Source organism: Kocuria oceani, assembly GCF_029524215.1.
Lineage (GTDB): Bacteria > Actinomycetota > Actinomycetes > Actinomycetales > Micrococcaceae > Kocuria > Kocuria oceani.
On record NZ_JARAMH010000005.1, the window covers coordinates 160,018 to 174,945 of the forward strand.

At 75.1% G+C, this 14,928-nt stretch carries 18 protein-coding genes and 1 pseudogene; 9 read left to right on the forward strand and 10 right to left on the reverse strand.

The window, feature by feature from the left end:
- Positions 1–35: 35 nt before the first annotated feature.
- The 4 genes from PU704_RS07650 to PU704_RS07665 are packed head-to-tail and all read left to right on the forward strand — an operon-like array spanning position 36 to position 3,040.
- Complete coding sequence (locus PU704_RS07650; RefSeq protein ID WP_277550881.1) at positions 36–632, forward strand: hypothetical protein; 597 nt, start codon at positions 36–38, stop codon at positions 630–632.
- Positions 633–648: 16 nt separating this feature from the next.
- Positions 649–1,614: a hypothetical protein gene (locus PU704_RS07655; RefSeq protein WP_277550882.1), complete on the forward strand. Its 966-nt coding sequence runs from the start codon at positions 649–651 to the stop codon at positions 1,612–1,614.
- Positions 1,611–2,228 (forward strand): signal peptidase I, encoded by a 618-nt coding sequence (locus tag PU704_RS07660; RefSeq protein ID WP_277550883.1) that lies wholly within the window; start codon positions 1,611–1,613, stop codon positions 2,226–2,228. Before PU704_RS07655 ends, PU704_RS07660 begins: the two co-directional genes overlap by 4 nt.
- Before the next feature lie 59 nt (positions 2,229–2,287).
- The gene (locus PU704_RS07665; protein WP_075871219.1) at positions 2,288–3,040 is read left to right on the forward strand and encodes a PIG-L deacetylase family protein; all 753 of its coding nucleotides are present in this window, start codon (positions 2,288–2,290) and stop codon (positions 3,038–3,040) included.
- 24 nt (positions 3,041–3,064) lie between these two features.
- Here PU704_RS07665 and PU704_RS07670 read toward each other — a convergent pair whose 3' ends face one another.
- The 3 genes and pseudogenes from PU704_RS07670 to PU704_RS07680 form a co-directional block, all read right to left on the reverse strand.
- Positions 3,065–4,288, reverse strand: coding sequence for an MFS transporter (locus tag PU704_RS07670; protein WP_277550884.1), 1,224 nt, complete (start codon positions 4,286–4,288; stop codon positions 3,065–3,067).
- Positions 4,281–5,561: a glycosyltransferase 87 family protein gene (locus PU704_RS07675; protein ID WP_277550885.1), complete on the reverse strand. Its 1,281-nt coding sequence runs from the start codon at positions 5,559–5,561 to the stop codon at positions 4,281–4,283. Before PU704_RS07675 ends, PU704_RS07670 begins: the two co-directional genes overlap by 8 nt.
- A gap of 277 nt (positions 5,562–5,838) precedes the next feature.
- Positions 5,839–6,637: pseudogene (locus tag PU704_RS07680) on the reverse strand (SDR family oxidoreductase).
- Positions 6,638–6,818: 181 nt separating this feature from the next.
- Here PU704_RS07680 and PU704_RS07685 point away from each other — a divergent pair.
- Entirely contained in the window at positions 6,819–7,490 is a 672-nt protein-coding gene (locus PU704_RS07685) for a hypothetical protein (protein ID WP_047802409.1), read from the forward strand.
- A 54-nt stretch (positions 7,491–7,544) separates the two neighbouring features.
- Here the strand turns inward: PU704_RS07685 and PU704_RS07690 are convergent, their stop codons facing one another.
- Complete coding sequence (locus PU704_RS07690; RefSeq protein ID WP_277550887.1) at positions 7,545–8,474, reverse strand: NADP-dependent oxidoreductase; 930 nt, start codon at positions 8,472–8,474, stop codon at positions 7,545–7,547.
- 196 nt (positions 8,475–8,670) lie between these two features.
- On the opposite strand from PU704_RS07690, the gene PU704_RS07695 reads away from it, so the two are divergent.
- Both PU704_RS07695 and PU704_RS07700 read left to right on the forward strand, forming a co-directional pair.
- A complete protein-coding gene (locus PU704_RS07695; RefSeq protein ID WP_277550888.1) occupies positions 8,671–9,111 on the forward strand; it encodes a VOC family protein in 441 nt (146 codons plus the stop codon).
- Complete coding sequence (locus PU704_RS07700; protein WP_047802406.1) at positions 9,093–9,545, forward strand: VOC family protein; 453 nt, start codon at positions 9,093–9,095, stop codon at positions 9,543–9,545. The genes PU704_RS07695 and PU704_RS07700 overlap by 19 nt, the downstream gene beginning before the upstream one ends.
- 58 nt (positions 9,546–9,603) lie before the next feature.
- On the opposite strand, the gene PU704_RS07705 is transcribed toward PU704_RS07700, so the two are convergent.
- The 5 genes from PU704_RS07705 to moaC form a co-directional block, all read right to left on the reverse strand.
- Entirely contained in the window at positions 9,604–10,062 is a 459-nt protein-coding gene (locus PU704_RS07705) for an SRPBCC family protein (RefSeq protein ID WP_047802405.1), read from the reverse strand.
- 114 nt (positions 10,063–10,176) lie between these two features.
- Entirely contained in the window at positions 10,177–11,367 is a 1,191-nt protein-coding gene (moeB, locus tag PU704_RS07710; protein ID WP_277550889.1) for a molybdopterin-synthase adenylyltransferase MoeB, read from the reverse strand.
- A gap of 5 nt (positions 11,368–11,372) precedes the next feature.
- Positions 11,373–11,825, reverse strand: a complete 453-nt coding sequence (locus PU704_RS07715; RefSeq protein ID WP_075871196.1) for a molybdenum cofactor biosynthesis protein MoaE — start codon at positions 11,823–11,825, stop codon at positions 11,373–11,375.
- The gene (locus PU704_RS07720; RefSeq protein WP_338130220.1) at positions 11,822–12,445 is read right to left on the reverse strand and encodes a MogA/MoaB family molybdenum cofactor biosynthesis protein; all 624 of its coding nucleotides are present in this window, start codon (positions 12,443–12,445) and stop codon (positions 11,822–11,824) included. Before PU704_RS07720 ends, PU704_RS07715 begins: the two co-directional genes overlap by 4 nt.
- Positions 12,442–12,939 carry a cyclic pyranopterin monophosphate synthase MoaC gene (gene moaC, locus PU704_RS07725; RefSeq protein ID WP_075871195.1) on the reverse strand — a complete coding sequence of 166 codons (498 nt, stop codon included), beginning with the start codon at positions 12,937–12,939 and terminating at the stop codon, positions 12,442–12,444. Before moaC ends, PU704_RS07720 begins: the two co-directional genes overlap by 4 nt.
- A 169-nt stretch (positions 12,940–13,108) precedes the next feature.
- Between moaC and PU704_RS07730 the strand changes: the two genes are divergently transcribed.
- Both PU704_RS07730 and PU704_RS07735 read left to right on the forward strand, forming a co-directional pair.
- Positions 13,109–13,576 (forward strand): pyridoxamine 5'-phosphate oxidase family protein, encoded by a 468-nt coding sequence (locus tag PU704_RS07730; RefSeq protein ID WP_047802401.1) that lies wholly within the window; start codon positions 13,109–13,111, stop codon positions 13,574–13,576.
- Positions 13,569–14,435, forward strand: coding sequence for an alpha/beta fold hydrolase (locus tag PU704_RS07735; protein ID WP_277550891.1), 867 nt, complete (start codon positions 13,569–13,571; stop codon positions 14,433–14,435). Before PU704_RS07730 ends, PU704_RS07735 begins: the two co-directional genes overlap by 8 nt.
- A gap of 4 nt (positions 14,436–14,439) precedes the next feature.
- Here PU704_RS07735 and PU704_RS07740 read toward each other — a convergent pair whose 3' ends face one another.
- Positions 14,440–14,850, reverse strand: coding sequence for a hypothetical protein (locus tag PU704_RS07740; protein ID WP_255396105.1), 411 nt, complete (start codon positions 14,848–14,850; stop codon positions 14,440–14,442).
- Positions 14,851–14,928 lie beyond the last annotated feature (78 nt).

Sequence of the window (14,928 nt, forward strand, 5' to 3'; positions counted from 1 at the left end):
CCCTCACAGACTCCGTCTCACCCCCAGAGGCTCCCGTGACACATCCCGTCCGCCCCCGCCCCTCGGCCGCCGGCCGCGCCTTCGCGGCCACCGCGGCCTCCCTGCTCGCCCTGACCCTGCTCGGCAACAGCATGGGCACGGCGGCACGGTGGTCCGACGCCGTCCCGCTCGAGACGCAGGCCGTCAGCACCGGCAACCTCGGCCTGGTGCTCGAGCCGGCGCGGACGGCCCTCGAGCACACCGACTTCGACCCGGCGACCGGCGCCGTGCAGCGCGGGACCACCGACCTCACCGGGTCCCCGGACGCCGTTCCGGCGCTGGCGCCCGGCGACACGGTCGTCGTCACGACCCGCGCGCACCTCGACCTCGCGGGCACGAACCTCACCGCGACCCTCACGGTCGACCCCGGAGGGCCGGCCGGCGGCGCGGTCGCCCCGCGCGTGGAGCTGGCGCCGGCCCCCGGCACGGCGCCCCTGTCCCCCGGTCCCGGCCCATCCGCCTGGACCGTGACCGCGGCCCAGGACGGCGCCGTCTACGACATCACCGTCTCCTACGACGTCCCCGCCGATCCGTCGGCACAGGGCACGGCCCTCGCGCCGGGCCCGCTGACGGTCGCCCTCGTCCAGAACTGACCCCCGGGAGCATCCCATGAGCAAGTACCGCACCCCCGCGGCCTATGCGCTCGCCGTCCTCCTCCTGCTGGTCGTCGTCGTGCTCACGACGCCGAACGGCGCCACCCGTGCGCGCTGGTCCGCCGCCGGGCAGGCCGAGGTGCCCGCCCTCACCGTGGGCGTGGTCGGGTTCGACGTCGCCGGGACCGGGAGCTCGGCGACCCTGACCAACGCCTCCGGGTTCGGGATCCGGTACCGGCCGGTGCAGATCTCTGTCCTCGACGGCGGGGCACCCGTGGCCCCGCCGGCCGGCCTGCGCCTCGCCTACCGCACCGGCACGGACTGCAGCGCCCCGGAGTCCCCGGCGACCTGGGCCGCCGTCGCGCCGGGCGGGTCCGCCGCGGTGGCCGTCCCGGGGAGCACCCGGGCACCCCTCGAGCGGGACCGGCCCGCGAAGCTGTGCCTGACGGTGTCCACGGACGACGTCGCCGATGACGCGCTGCGCCTCCTGGCCGGGCGGCCCCTGCAGGTGGTCACCCAGGTGGAGGCGACCACCCTCGACGGGGGCTCCTGGTCGGCGACCCGCTCGTGGACCATGCCGTTCACGGTGGATCTCCCGCCCGTGACCGCGCCCATGCCCCCGGTGCCGGCGGATGCGGCGCAGTGCCGGGCGGCCGACAACACGGCGGCCCTGCGGTGGACCTGGAGCGGCGCGTCCGGCGCTCCGGCCGTCACGGAGTGGCAGGTCCTGGTGCGCCCCAGAGGCAGCACCGGAGCACCCACGCTGGTCAAGCGAGTGCCGGGCGCCGCCACGCGGGACATCCCGCTGACGGCCACGGACCTTCGGCGGATCGCGGGGTACGAGAAGAACCAGGAGTACGAGGCCCTCGTCCGGGCCGTGCTCGGACCCGGGACCGGTCATCACGTGGACAGCGCCTACGCCTGGACGATCAAGATCGCCGGCGCCAGCGACAACATCGACTGTGAAGGACTCCCGTCATGACCGCCATGGTCCGCAAGGCCCTCCACCCGCTGCTCGTCGTGCTCCTGGCCGCGGTGTCCGCGCTGCTGCTGGCCGTCGTCGTCGTGCCCCTGGCCCTGGGCTGGGTGCCCCTGACGGTGCTCTCCGGCTCGATGGAGCCGACCGTCCCGACCGGTAGCCAGGTCGTCGTCGAGCCCCTCGAGGGCGAGGGCGGCGCCGCGCGGTTGAGCACCGGGGACGTCGTGACGTTCATGCCCCGCCCCGACGACGACACCCTCGTCACCCACCGGATCGTGGCCGTCGCGGTGGACGGTGAGGGCCGGCGCAGCTTCACGACGCAGGGCGACGCCAACGCCGCCCCGGACGCGGAGCCGGTCACCGCCACCCAGCTGCGCGGCGTGGTGAAGTACCACGTGCCCTGGGCCGGTCACGCCGCCACGCTGCTGGACGCGGAGCAGAAGCGCGGCGGGGTCGTGCTGGTCGCCGCGGCCCTGTTCGGCTACGCCCTGTGGCAGCTCGTCGGCGCGGCCCGGGACCGGGGCGCGCGCCCGGCCGGGGCCGCGGCACCGGCGCCGCCGCAGGACGCCCGGACGGAGGAGCTGTCCGTGGTGACCGCCGGGTCCGTCGCCGGCTGAGCGCCGCGGCGGCCGGACGGCCGTTGCCGGTCGGCGCCGGGCGGGCCATGATGGGCACCATGACCGAGACGCCGCTCACCGCCCTGCCCGAGAACTGGGACCGCGCCCTCGTGGTGGTCGCCCACCCGGACGACATGGAGTTCGGCGCCGCGGCCGCCGTGGCCCGGTGGACCGGCCAGGGCAAGGACGTGGTCTACTGCCTGGTGACCAGCGGGGAGGCCGGGATCGACGGGATGGCCCCGCCGGAGGCGGGCCCGCTGCGTGAGGACGAGCAGCGGGAGTCCTGCCGGGTGGTGGGCGTGGACGAGGTCGAGTTCCTGCGCCTCCCGGACGGAGTCCTGGAGTACGGGGTGGCGCTGCGCCGCCGGATCGCCGAGGTGGTCCGCCGGCACCGGCCGGACGTCGTGGTCACCAACAACTTCCGCGACACCTGGGACGGCGCCACGAACCTCAACCAGGCCGACCACATCGCGGTGGGCCGCGCCACCCTGGACGCCGCCCGCGATGCCGGCAACCGGTGGATCTTCCCGGAGCAGGTCGAGTCCGGGCTGGCGCCGTGGCCGGGGGTCGTGGCCGTGTGGGCCGCAGGCTCCCCGCAGGCACGGCACGCCGTGGACGTCACGGACGACTTCGACACCGGTGTGGCGTCCCTGCGCGCCCACCAGGCGTACCTGGACGGCCTGGGCTGGGCCGACTTCGACCCGGACGCGTTCCTGCGCGGCAACGCGCAGGCCGTGGGCGAACGGGCCGGGGTGCCGCTCGCGAGCTCCTTCGAGGTGTTCCCCCTGCAGTGGGGCGGCGCGGACGACTGACGGCTCCCCCGGCCCGGTGCCGGGTCAGGCCCGCTCCGGGTCCCGGAGCGCCACCAGCACGAGCAGGACGGCGACGACGACGAGCGCCGCCACGAACGCGACCGCCCCGGACCAGCCGCCGGCGGTGTAGAAGACGCCGCCGGCCGTGCCGAGCACGGACGAGCCCCCGTAGTAGAAGAGCGTGTAGAGGGACGACGCCTGGGCCTTGCCCGTGCGCGAGCGCACCGGCACCCAGCCCGAGGCCACCGCGTGGGCCGCGAAGAAGCCCGCGGTGAACAGCAGCAGCCCCGCCACGATCACGGGGATCGAGGGGACGAGGGTGGCCAGCAGCCCGGCCAGCATGACCACTCCGCTGCTCACGAGCACCGACCTCCGGCCGTGGGAGGCTGCGAGCCGCCCGGCCGTCCCCGAGGACCAGGTGCCGGAGAGGTAGGCCAGGAACAGGAGGCTCACCACGGTCTGGGAGACGCCGAACGGCTCCTCGCCCAGGTGGAAGCCCAGGTAGTTGTAGATGGCCACGAACCCGCCCATGAGCAGGAAGCCCTGCAGGTACAGCACCAGCAGGCCCCGGTCCGCGAGGTTGGCGCCCAGCCGGCGCAGCAGCCCGGACGGCCCGGTCAGCCGGACGGTCTGGCGGACGAAGCCGCGCTGGCGCGGGGCGATCAGGACGAACACCACGGCGGCGAGCGCGGCCAGCACGCTGACGGTGACCGTGCCGGTCCGCCAGCCGAACGCGTCGCCCACGGGGGCGGCGATGATGCGCCCGGCCAGCCCGCCCAGGCTCGTGCCCGCCACGTAGGTGCCGGCGGCGACGGCCGCGTGCCGGCGGTCGAGCTCCTCGGCGAGGTAGGCCATGGCCACGGCGGGGATGCCGCCGAGGGCCACGCCCTCCACGAAGCGCAGCGCCACCACGGACTCGAAGGTCGGGGCGAAGGGCATCACGAGCCCGAAGGCCGTGGCGGCCACGACCGCCATCACCATGGTCCGCAGCCGACCCCAGCGGTCGGACACCACGGACCAGGGCAGGACGCCCACGGCCAGTCCGAAGGTCGCGGCCGAGACGCCCAGGGACGCGCGGGCGGCGTCGATCCGCAGGTCGGCCGCCATGAGCGGCAGGACGCCCTGCACGGAGTAGAGCTGGGCGAACGTGGCGACGCCGGCGCACAGCAGGGCGAGCAGGACCCGGCGATAGCCCCGGCTGCCGCGGTCGTAGCCGGTCCAGGTTCCCGGCGGGACGTGCTCAGCCACGACCGGCGCCGGCCGCCGGGATCCCGGCCCGGAGCCCGGTGACCACCCAGAGGGCCAGGAGCAGCAGCAGCGCGAGGTAGGGCAGGGTGGCCACCACGTCGATCACCGGACCGGAGGCGCCGAGCGGGCGCAGCCAGGCGTCCCAGCGGATCGGGCCAACGTACAGGCCCACCAGGGCGACTCCGCCCAGCGCCGGGACCAGCCGGCGCGGGCCGTCCCGGAGGAACGCGGGCCAGGCCTCCACCCACAGCGCGGTCAGCACGAGTCCCCACCACAGGTGGTGGTGGGACCAGGTGACCGGTGACAGGTAGAGCATGACGAGGGCGTTCACGGCCACCACGGAGAGGACCATCCCGCGCGCGGCGAGGACCCGGATCAGCAGGGCGGCGCCGACCAGCAGCACGAGGAGCAGCCCCCAGCGCAGCAGGGGCTCGAGGCCGCCGGGAACGCCGAGGTGGAGCAGCACGCCCTGCAGCGAGGTGTTGTCCACGTAGGCCGGGTTGCCCACCCGCTCGTCGCTGACCACGGCCTGGGTCCAGAACACGACCGCGTCCCGCGGCAGCACGAGGAACCCGGCGAGCACGGTCGCGGCGAAGGTGAGGCCCATCGTGAGGATCGGCCGCAGCTGCCCGCGCATCAGGAACACCAGCCCGAAGGCCAGCGGAGTCAGCTTGATCCCGGCGGCCAGCCCGATCCAGAACCCGCGCGGCACCCGGCCGAGCGGGCTGTCGTCGCGGGTGCGCAGGAGGTCGTAGAGCACGAGGGCGAGGATCAGGGCGTTGATCTGTCCCAGGCCGACGTTGCGCATCCACGGCCCGGACCACAGCAGCACGGCGGTGCCAGCCGCCACCGCCGTGACCGGATCCAGGCGGGTCAGCAGCGGCCGGCCGCGGTCCGCCGCGTAGCGCAGGAGCATCCACGAGAGCCCGGCCGCGAAGCCGATCGTGAACAGCGCCAGGGCGAGCTCGGTGAGCCACTCGGGCAGGTAGGCCAGCGGCACGAACAGCAGAGCGGCGAACGGCGGATAGGTGAAGGGCAGGCCCCCGTCGCCGTCCGGGCTCAGGCCCGGCCCGTAGAGCTCGTCGTCGAACCCGTGGCGGTCCACCACGGCCATGCCGCCGAACCGGTAGACGTCCAGGTCGATGCTGCCGTCGAAGACCAGCCAGACGGACCGCACCAGGGCCCCCGCCAGCAGCAGCCAGACCAGCCCGGTGAGCGGCGCGGAGCGCCGGGGGCGGGAGGCCACGGCGGCGGAGCCGGAGGGAACGGTCACCGGGGCCTCGGCTCGGGGGTCGGGAGGCCGGCCCGGGAGCGGGAGCACTCGCGGGCCAGCGCGGCCACGATCCCGTGGTGGTCGGGACCGGTCGCGGTCGTGCTGGCACGCATGGCGGGACTCCTCGTGCGGCGGGCGGGGCGGTCCCTACTCTAAGCCCGCCACAGGAGGGGCCCGCGCCGTCCGGCGCGGGGGTCCGTCGGCCCGTGCGCGGGGCCGCGAGGGTGGCGGCTCCGCCGGCGCCGCCGGGCGGTTCGAGCGTCCCGGCCCGGCCGGCCTAGCCTCGGCGCCAGTCGTCGTTCGTCAGGTGGGAGCCGGCCTGCGGCCCCATCTGCACCATGCCGCCGTCGACCACCCAGGACGCGCCGGTGACGTAGGCGGAGGCCGGGGAGGCGAGGAAGGCGATGACCGAGGCGATCTCCCGGGCGTCCCCGGGTCGGCCCAGCGGAACGCCGGGACGGTGGGTGCGCCGGGGGTTGTCGTCCTCCTGGCCCGTCATGGGGGTCGCGATCTCCCCCCGGGGCCACCGCGTTCGCCGTGATCGCGTGCTCCCCCAGCTCCAGGGCGATGGTCTTCACGAGCCCGCCCAGCCCGTGCTTGGCGGCGTCGTAGGCGCTGGAGCCGACCCGCGGCAGGTGCTCGTGCACGCTGGTCACGGCGATCAGCCGTCCGCCGCGCCCTGCGGCGACCATGTGCCGGGCGGCCGCCTGGAGGCAGACGAACGCCCCGTCCAGGTCGGTGGCCACGACCTTGCGCCAGGTGCCCAGCGAGGTCTCCAGGAACGGGACGTTCGCCCCCGTGCCGGAGTTGTTCACGAACACGTCGAGCCCGCCGAGCTGCTCCACCAGGTCGTCCACCACACCGCCGCAGCCGTCGAGCTCCGTGGTGTCCAGTCGGGCGACCACGGCGCGGCGGTCGTAGGAGCGGACCTCCTCCGCCGTGCTCTGCGCACCGGCCTCGTCCTGGTGCCAGGTGATGCCGACGTCCATCCCGGCCGCCGCCAGGGCGACGGCCGTCGCGCGGCCGATCCCGGAGTCCGAGCCGGTCACGATGGCGGTGCGAGGGGTGAAGTCCATGGTCGTGCCTCTCCGCCCGCCGCCGGCGGGCTGTTCCCGAGGTGCTGCCGGAACCATCAGCCTACTACCGGTTCCGGGCGGCGGCACCGGGCCCCGTCGAGTCCGTGACGGACGGTTGCGGGTCCCGGACGTTCGGAGGAAACTGTTAAGCAAGCTGATGATAGGACGTGAGGAGAGCGCCATGGTGCACCAGGAGCCGGCAGGAGCGTCCGTTCCCGAGGGTGCCGGGAGAGGCGTCCCGAACGGTGCGGGCGCCACGACGCCCCGGGGGCGCCGCCAGGACGTGGTCGCCGCGGAGAAGCAGCAGTACGGGGGTGTGAAGTTCGGCTGCGCGTTCTTCGGCTGGATGACCGCGACCGGCATCGCCGTGCTGCTCACCGCCCTGCTGACCGCGATCGGGGCGGGCGTCGGCGTGGCGACCAGCACCGATCCGGCCGAGATCGCGGACCAGGTCGGGCAGAACGCCGGCACCGTGGGGATCGTCAGCGGCATCGTCCTGGCCGTGATCCTGTTCGTCGCCTACTTCGCCGGCGGCTACGTGGCCGGCCGGATGGCGCGGTTCGACGGCGCCAAGCAGGGCGTGGCCGTGTGGGTCTGGGCCGTCGTCATCGCGATCGTGCTGGCGGTCGTGGGCGCCGTGGCGGGCGGCCAGTTCAACGTCCTGCGGGACCTCAACGGCTTCCCGCGGATCCCGATCGGCGAGGGCGCCCTGACCACGGGGGGCATCGTCGCCCTGGTCGTCGCCGTGGTCATCCCGCTGGTCGCCGCGATCCTCGGCGGACTCGCCGGGATGCGCTTCCACCGCAGGGTCGACCAGGCCGGGATCGACCACCAGTACCGCTCCGGTCTCTGAGGCACCGGACCTTGAGGCACCGGAGGCCTGGTCCCGGGCGGTGCCGTCCCGTGGTCAGAAGCTCAGGACCAGCCGCCCCCGGACACCGCCGCTCTCGAGCCGGCGGTGGGCCTCGGCGGCCTCCGCGGCGGGCAGGACGCCGGCCACGCGCAGGGTCAGCACTCCCTCCTCCACCCAGCGGCGCAGGATTTCGAGCTTGTGGCCGGAACGGTACTCGCGCGGCACGCTGATCCGGTGCACGGTGATGTCCCGGCCCGGGTTCCCGTCCCAGTGCCGGACGGTCGCGAAACGGCCGCCGTCGCGCACCGCCGGAGCGGCCTTCTCGTTCAGCACAGCGGCGTCCACCAGCGCGTCCACCCCCTCCGGGAAGAACTCCCGGATCCGCTCCGCCACGTCGTCGCCGCGGGCGACCACGTGGTCGGCGCCCAGGCTCTCCACGAGCTCCAGGTCCCGGTCGGCGGCGTCCGCCACGACGATGAGCCCCTGGTGCTTGGCCAGCTCCACCACGTAGTTGCCCAGGGTGCCGGCGGCCCCGGTGACGGCGAGGGTCTGCTCCGGCTGGAGGTCGAGCTCCTCGAGGATCTGCAGGGCCGTCAGCCCGTTCATCGGCAGGGTCGAGGCCGTGGCGAAGTCCGTGTTCGCCGGGATCCGGGCGATCGAGTCGTCCGGGGCGACCAGCAGCTCCGCGTAGGCGCCCCCGTGCTCGCCGCGGGGCAGGGCGATCGCCATCACGGCGTCCCCCACCCGCCAGGCGCTGCCCTCGCCGACCTCGTCGACGGTCCCGGCCGCGTCCATGCCCGGCACGTACGGCGGGCGCTGCTCGCCCAGCGGCTGTCCGCCGGCGCGCAGCACGGTGTCCGTGGGGCTGACGGCCGCGGCCCGCACCCGGATCCGCACCTCGCCGGGGCCCGGGTGCGGATCCGGCACCTCGTGGGCGGCGAGGGCCTCCGGCCCTCCGAACGACGTGACTCCGATGACCAGCATGACCGTTCCAACGGCGGCGGTCCTGCGCCCATTCCGGAGCCCCGCCCGAAGACGTCCCGACGACGTCGCGACGACGTGCCGATGCCGTGCCGTTGCCATTGCGACATGCACGCCGATCCCCCGTCACACGGTTGCAGGGGCACACACCCCGGGACCATCCTGGAGCCGGGCTCAGCCGCACTCTGGAGGAGACATCATGATCACGGCAGACTACGTCGCCCTGCCCGTCGCAGACCTGGACCGGGCGAGGCGCTTCTACGCCCGTCTCGGCTGGGAGCTGGGCCCCCCGAGCCGGAACGTCCCGGCGGGCGCCACGATGCTGGTGCGGGGCGCGGCGCACGTCATGGTCCTCAGCGAGGACCGTCATCGGCACCCGGTGGGCCCGGAGTCACCCGGCACCGCGGCCGACTCCTCCGTCGTCACCGCGATCGACGTGGAGTCTCCCGCGGACGTCGACGCCGTCGTCGAGCGGGCCGTCCGCGCCGGTGCGACGGAGGGCGAGATCATGGACTACGGCTTCCTGCGCTCGCGCGGCTTCCAGGCCCCGGACGGGCACCACTGGGAGGTCCTGTGGGTGGATCAGGCGCCGGTCCGGGCCGGCGGGGCGGGTGAGCAGCCGTGGCGCCGTCCGTCCTGATCCACCTGCCGGTGGTCGACCTCGCGGCGTCCCGGAGCTTCTACACCGCACTCGGATGGACTCCCGACCCCGGATTCTCCGACCAGCACGCCGTGACCGTCGTGGCCGGCGAGGGCCTGTGGGTCGTGCTCCTCGACCACCTGACGTTCCGCGGCCGCGCGGACAAGGACATCACGGACACCAGGCGCTGCGCCTCGGTCATCACGTCCCTGTCCGTCGCGACCCCGGAGGAGGTCGACGTGTTCGTCGACCGCGCGGTGGCCGCCGGCGCCCCGGAGGGCCGCCCCCAGGACCAGGACTTCCTGCGCTCGCGCAGCTTCCAGGACCCGGACGGCCACCTCTGGGAGATCGTGTGGATGGACCCGCTGGCCAGCTCCGGGAACTGGACGGCGGTGCAGCAGAAGTACCCCCTGGAGGGCTCCGGGCACGCCTGAGCGGCGCCGGACGCACGCCGCCCGGCCGCGGAGCGACCGGGCGGCGTGGATCAGCCGGTCACTCCTCCGAGACGGCCGCCGCGAGCCGCTCGAGGGAGCCCTCCAGGGCGCCCTCCTCGAAGAGCGGGAAGGACACGGCCTTCTTGGCCTCCGGGGTCGCGTGCTCCCAGGAGTAGGTCTCGGTGACCAGGGTCGCGCCGGGGCCCTGCGGCTCGAGCTCCCAGATCCACTCCCAGCCCTCGAGCTCGGCGCCCTGCGGCTTCGGCCGCCAGGCCAGGAGCTTGTTCTCGTCGAAGCCCGAGACGGTGTTCTCCATGACGTAGTCGCCGCCCATGTGCTCACCGTTCATGTTCATCACGAACACCTGGCCGACCTGCTGGATGCGCTGGTCGTCGCCGGAGACGACCGTGCCGGAGCCGTCGATCTGCTGGTGCCGGGACGGGAGGCTGAGGACGTCGAAGATGGCGTCGGCGGGGGCGTCGATGAGGCGGCTGGCGGAGATGCTGTTCTCGGACATGCGGGATGTTCCTTTCGTCGGGACGGTACGGCCCCACCGTAGGCATGTGCAGGGGCGGACCCGCCAGCGCATTCCGCTCCCCGCGTACCCGGGCCGGCGGGGCGCCCCGGACGGTCAGTAGGGCCGCTGGGCGGGATCCACCTGCTCGATCCAGGCCAGCACCCCGCCCTCCAGGTGGGCGGCGTCCGCGTGCCCGGCCGCCCGCAGCAGCCGCAGCGCCCGCTCGGAGCGCGCCCCGGCCTTGCAGTGCAGCAGCACCCGGCGTCCCGGGTCGATCCCCGCCAGCGCCTCGCCGGACTCGAACCGGGCCAGGGGGACCAGCCGCGCACCCGGGATGGCCGCGAGACGGGCTTCGTAGGGCTCGCGCACGTCGAGGAGCTCGAACTGCGCCTCGCCGCGCTCCCGGGCGGCGAGCAGCTGTGCCAGCTGCGGCGCCGTGACCGTGGGCAGCGGCGCGGCCGGCTCCTCCCCCGCCGGCCGCGCCGGGGCGGGCGCCACGCAGGGGGGAGTCCCGGCGTCGTCCTGCAGGGAGCGCACGGGCGGGCGTCCCGGCGTGGGCGCCAGCGGGATCTCCCACCAGCGCGCGGACAGGGCGTCGTAGGTGGCCACCCGGCCCAGCATGGTGGTGCCGATCCCGGTCACCAGCTTGACGGCCTCGACCGCCATGGCGGTCCCCAGCAGGCCCGGCAGGACGCCGAGCACCCCGGCCTCGGCGCAGCTGGGCACGGTGCCCGGCGCCGGCGGCACCGGGTAGAGGTCCCGGTAGGTGGGCCCGTGCGCGCCCCAGAAGACCGAGTACTGGCCGTCGAAGCGCAGGATCGAGCCCCACACGTGCGGGATCCCGCCGAGCTCGCACGCGTCCGAGACGAGGTAGCGGGTCCCGAAGTTGTCCGAGCCGTCCAGCACGAGGTGGTAGCCGGCCAGGACCCGCCGCGCGTTCGCCGCCGTGAGCCGCTCGCGGTGCTCGACCACGTGCACCAGCGGGTTGAGGTCGGCGATCCGCGCCGCGGCCGAGACCGTCTTGGGCGCGCCCAGGACGGCCTCCCCGTGGATCACCTGGCGCTGGAGGTTGGAGGAGTCCACCACGTCGTCGTCGACGATCCCGAGGGTCCCCACCCCCGCGGCGGCGAGGTAGAGCAGCGCCGGGGAGCCCAGTCCGCCCGCGCCCACGCACAGCACCCGGGCGTTCTTCAGCCGCCGCTGGCCCTCCTCCCCGATCTCGGGGACGGTGAGGTGCCGGGCGTAGCGGCGGAGCTCGGCGTCGGTGAGCTCGGGGGCGGGGTCGACGAGCGGGGTCAGGTCCACGGCGCTCAGGCGTCCAGTCCGACCCACTCGGTGGAGCCGTCGGCGAAGGACTGCTCCTTCCAGATGGGCACCTCGGCCTTGATCCGGTCGACGAGCGCGTCACAGGCGGCGAACGCGAGCTTGCGGTGGGCGGCACCGACGGCGGCCTCCAGGGCGGAGTCCCCGACCTCCAGGTGGCCGATCCGGTGGGCCGCCCAGATCCGGGTGCCCGGGAACTCCTCGGCGACCGCCCGGGCCACGTCCTTGACCGCCCGGTCGGCGCCGGGGTGACAGGTGTAGTCCAGGCTCGTGACGGAACGGCCGCCGTCGTGGTCCCGGATCACGCCGCTGAAGGAGACCACGGCGCCGGTGCGCTCGTCCTGCACGGCCGAGACCGCCTGTCCGTGGTCCAGCGGCTCGTCCGTCACGAACGCCGCGACGACGGCGGTGTCGGCCTGGATGGGTCCGGGAGTGCTCATCGGTCGTTCTCCTCGTGCGGTTCGGGGTGCTGCGGTCCGGGGGTCTGCGGCGGCCGGGCCCGCTGCTCGGGGGTCTGCGGGGCGGAGGCGTGGTGCCGGGACCCGGGGGCGGTGTGCCCGGGGTCGGTGTGCCCGCGGTCGCGGTGGCCCTCGAGCTGGTCGCAGACGTGGTCGAGCAGGGGCTCGAGCACCTTCAGCCCGTCCCACACCCCGCCCGTGGAGCCGGGGAGGTTGACGACGAAGGTGTGCCCGCTGACGCCGGCGTGCCCGCGGCTGAGCACCGCCAGGGGCGTGGTCCTCCGGCCCTCCGCCCACAGCGCCTCCATGATCCCCGGCAGCTCCCGGTCGAGGAAAGGGCGGGTGACCTCCGGGGTCAGGTCGTCGGGGGCCAGGCCGGTGCCGCCGCTGGTCACCACGACGCTGGGCCGGTCCTCCGGGGCCCGTGCCACGAGCAGGCGCTCGAGCTGGGCGCGGACGTCCTCGCCGTCGGCCACCACGAAGGGGCCCTCCACGGTGAAGCCGTGGGAGCCGAACCAGTCCGCGGCGATCCGCCCGCTCCGGTCCCGGTAGACCCCGGCGGCCGCGCGGGTGGAGGCGACGATGACGGCGGCGCTCCTCATGCGCGGTCCCCGCCGTCCCGTGCCCAGTCCCCCGACTTCCCGCCGGACTTGGCGAGCACCCTGACCCGGTCGATCTCGGCGAGCTTGTCCACGGCCTTGATCATGTCGTAGAGCGTCAGCGCGGCCACCGACGCCGCGGTCAGCGCCTCCATCTCCACGCCGGTCACCCCGCGGGTGCGCACGGTGGCCGTGATCCGCACCCCGTCCGCCAGGCGCTCGAAGTCCACCACCACCTTGCTGATCGGCAGGGGGTGGCACAGCGGGACGAGCTCGGGGGTCCGCTTGGCCGCCATGATCCCCGCGACCCGGGCCACCGGCAGGGCATCGCCCTTGGGGAGGTCCGCGGCGAAGACCTGCTCGACGACGTCGGGCCGGGTGCGCAGCGTGGCGGTCGCGGTGGCCTCGCGGGTGGTGACGTCCTTGTGCGAGACGTCCACCATGTGCGCGGAGCCGTCCGCCCGGACGTGCGTGAGGCCCTGCTGCTGATCGGTCATCTCGGTGCGGTCCCTTCGGGTCTCCGGTCGGTGCGTCCTCCTATTCTGGCCCACTGCTCCGGCCCGCGTCCGTTCCGGGGCCGGGCCTGGTTCCGGGTCGGGCGCGGTGCTAGCTTGGCCGCACGCCCTCCCGCGCCGCCGATGCCGCCGACCTGCGAAGGAGCACACGATGACGGACGAGCACGCCAGCCACGTCGAGGACCTGCCGGTGCACACCTGCTGGGAGCTGCTGCGGGACGCCGGTGTCGGCCGCCTCGCCGTGTGGGTGGAGGACCACCCGGACATCTTCCCGATCAACTTCGTGGTGGACCACGGGACGCTCGTCTTCCGCTCGGCCGAGGGGACGAAGCTCGCGGCCGCCCTGACCGGCGTCCCGGTGGCGGTGGAGATCGACGGGTACGACGCGTCCTCCGCCCAGGGGTGGAGCGTGGTGCTCAAGGGCCGGGCCGAGCGCATCCAGCAGATCCAGGAGCTGACGGACACCCTGGACCTGCCGCTGTTCCCGTGGCAGTCGGGCCGGAAGGGCAGCTTCGTGCGCGTCGTGCCGGGTCTCGTGACCGGCCGCCGGTTCCCGGTCGCGGACCCGGGAGAGTGGCGCACCCCGGTGTCGGAGGCGCGGCGGGCCCCGGATGAGTGAGCGGGTCGGCGACGGGACCGTCCGCCCCGGCGGGCCGGAGCGGCTCGCCCGGTGCCCGTCGGCCGGCCTGCTGCTCGACGTCCGCGACGAGGGGCCCGCCGACGGCCCCCCGGTGCTGCTGCTGCACGGCTTCCCCCAGGACCGCACGAGCTGGGACCGCCTCGCGCCCACGCTGCACGCCGCGGGCCTGCGCACCCTGGCCCCCGACCAGCGCGGCTACTCCCCCGGGGCGCGGCCCCGCGGCCGCGGGGCCTACCGGCTGGAGCTGCTCGTCGAGGACGCCGTGGCGGTGCTCGACGCCGCAGGGGTGGAGCGCGCGCACGTGCTCGGCCACGACTGGGGCGGGATCGTGGCGTGGGCCCTCGCGGCGCACCGTCCGGAGCGGACGGCGTCCCTCACCGTGGCCTCGGTGCCGCATCCGCGGGCGCTGTCCCGGTCCCTGGTCCGATCGGGGCAGGGGCTGCGCTCCGCCTACGTGGCCGCCTTCCAGCTGCCCCGGCTCCCGGAGACGGCGCTGGGCCCGCGGCTCGAGGACCTGCTGCGCCGCTCCGGCCTGCCCGCCGCCGAGGCAGCCCGCTACGCCGCCCGGATGCGGCAGCCGGGCGCGCTGACCGCGGCCCTGGACTGGTACCGTGCCGTGCCGCTGTCGCGGCTGCGCACGGGGCCGGTCGACGTCCCGACCACCTACGCGTGGGGCAACCGGGATCCCGCCCTGGGCCGCCGGGCCGCGGAGCTGACGGCCGAGCACGTGCGCGGCCCGTACCGGTTCGTGGAGCTGGACGCCGGGCACTGGCTGCCCGAGACCCGCCCGGAGCAGCTGGCGGCGCTCGTCGTGGCGCGTGCCGGCGGGACCGGCTAGCCCCTCAGCGCCGGGCGGGCCCCTCGTCCCTGGGGGTGCCGCGCCCCCGGCCGGGAGTGCCGGCGATCCGCAGCGCCGCCTCGACCGCCACGAGCGCGAACGCGGTGTAGTAGACCCACACCGAGGGGTAGAGCTGCGGGACGGTGCCGTTGCGGCCCACCAGGCTGAGCACGAACAGGAGCGCGCCGGCCACGAGGAGGACGAGGTGCACGGTGCCGAAGGCGCCCTCCGTCCCGCGCCGGGCGAGGAAGATCGCCAGCACGGCGAAGAAGATGGGGAACAGCATCTGGCCCACCACGGTGATCGCGTTCTGGTGGTACTCGTAGCGGCCGAGCGCCTGGATCACGGCGGTGGCGGCGAGCAGCAGGGGCGCGGGCAGGGACTTCATGAGGGCCTGTTCTGTAGCGGTCGTCACGGGATCGGTCGACACGGGGTTCCCCGGTCCCGGGCCGGGCGGCCGGGCGAGGGGCGCAGGCCAGTCTAGTCAGCGGGG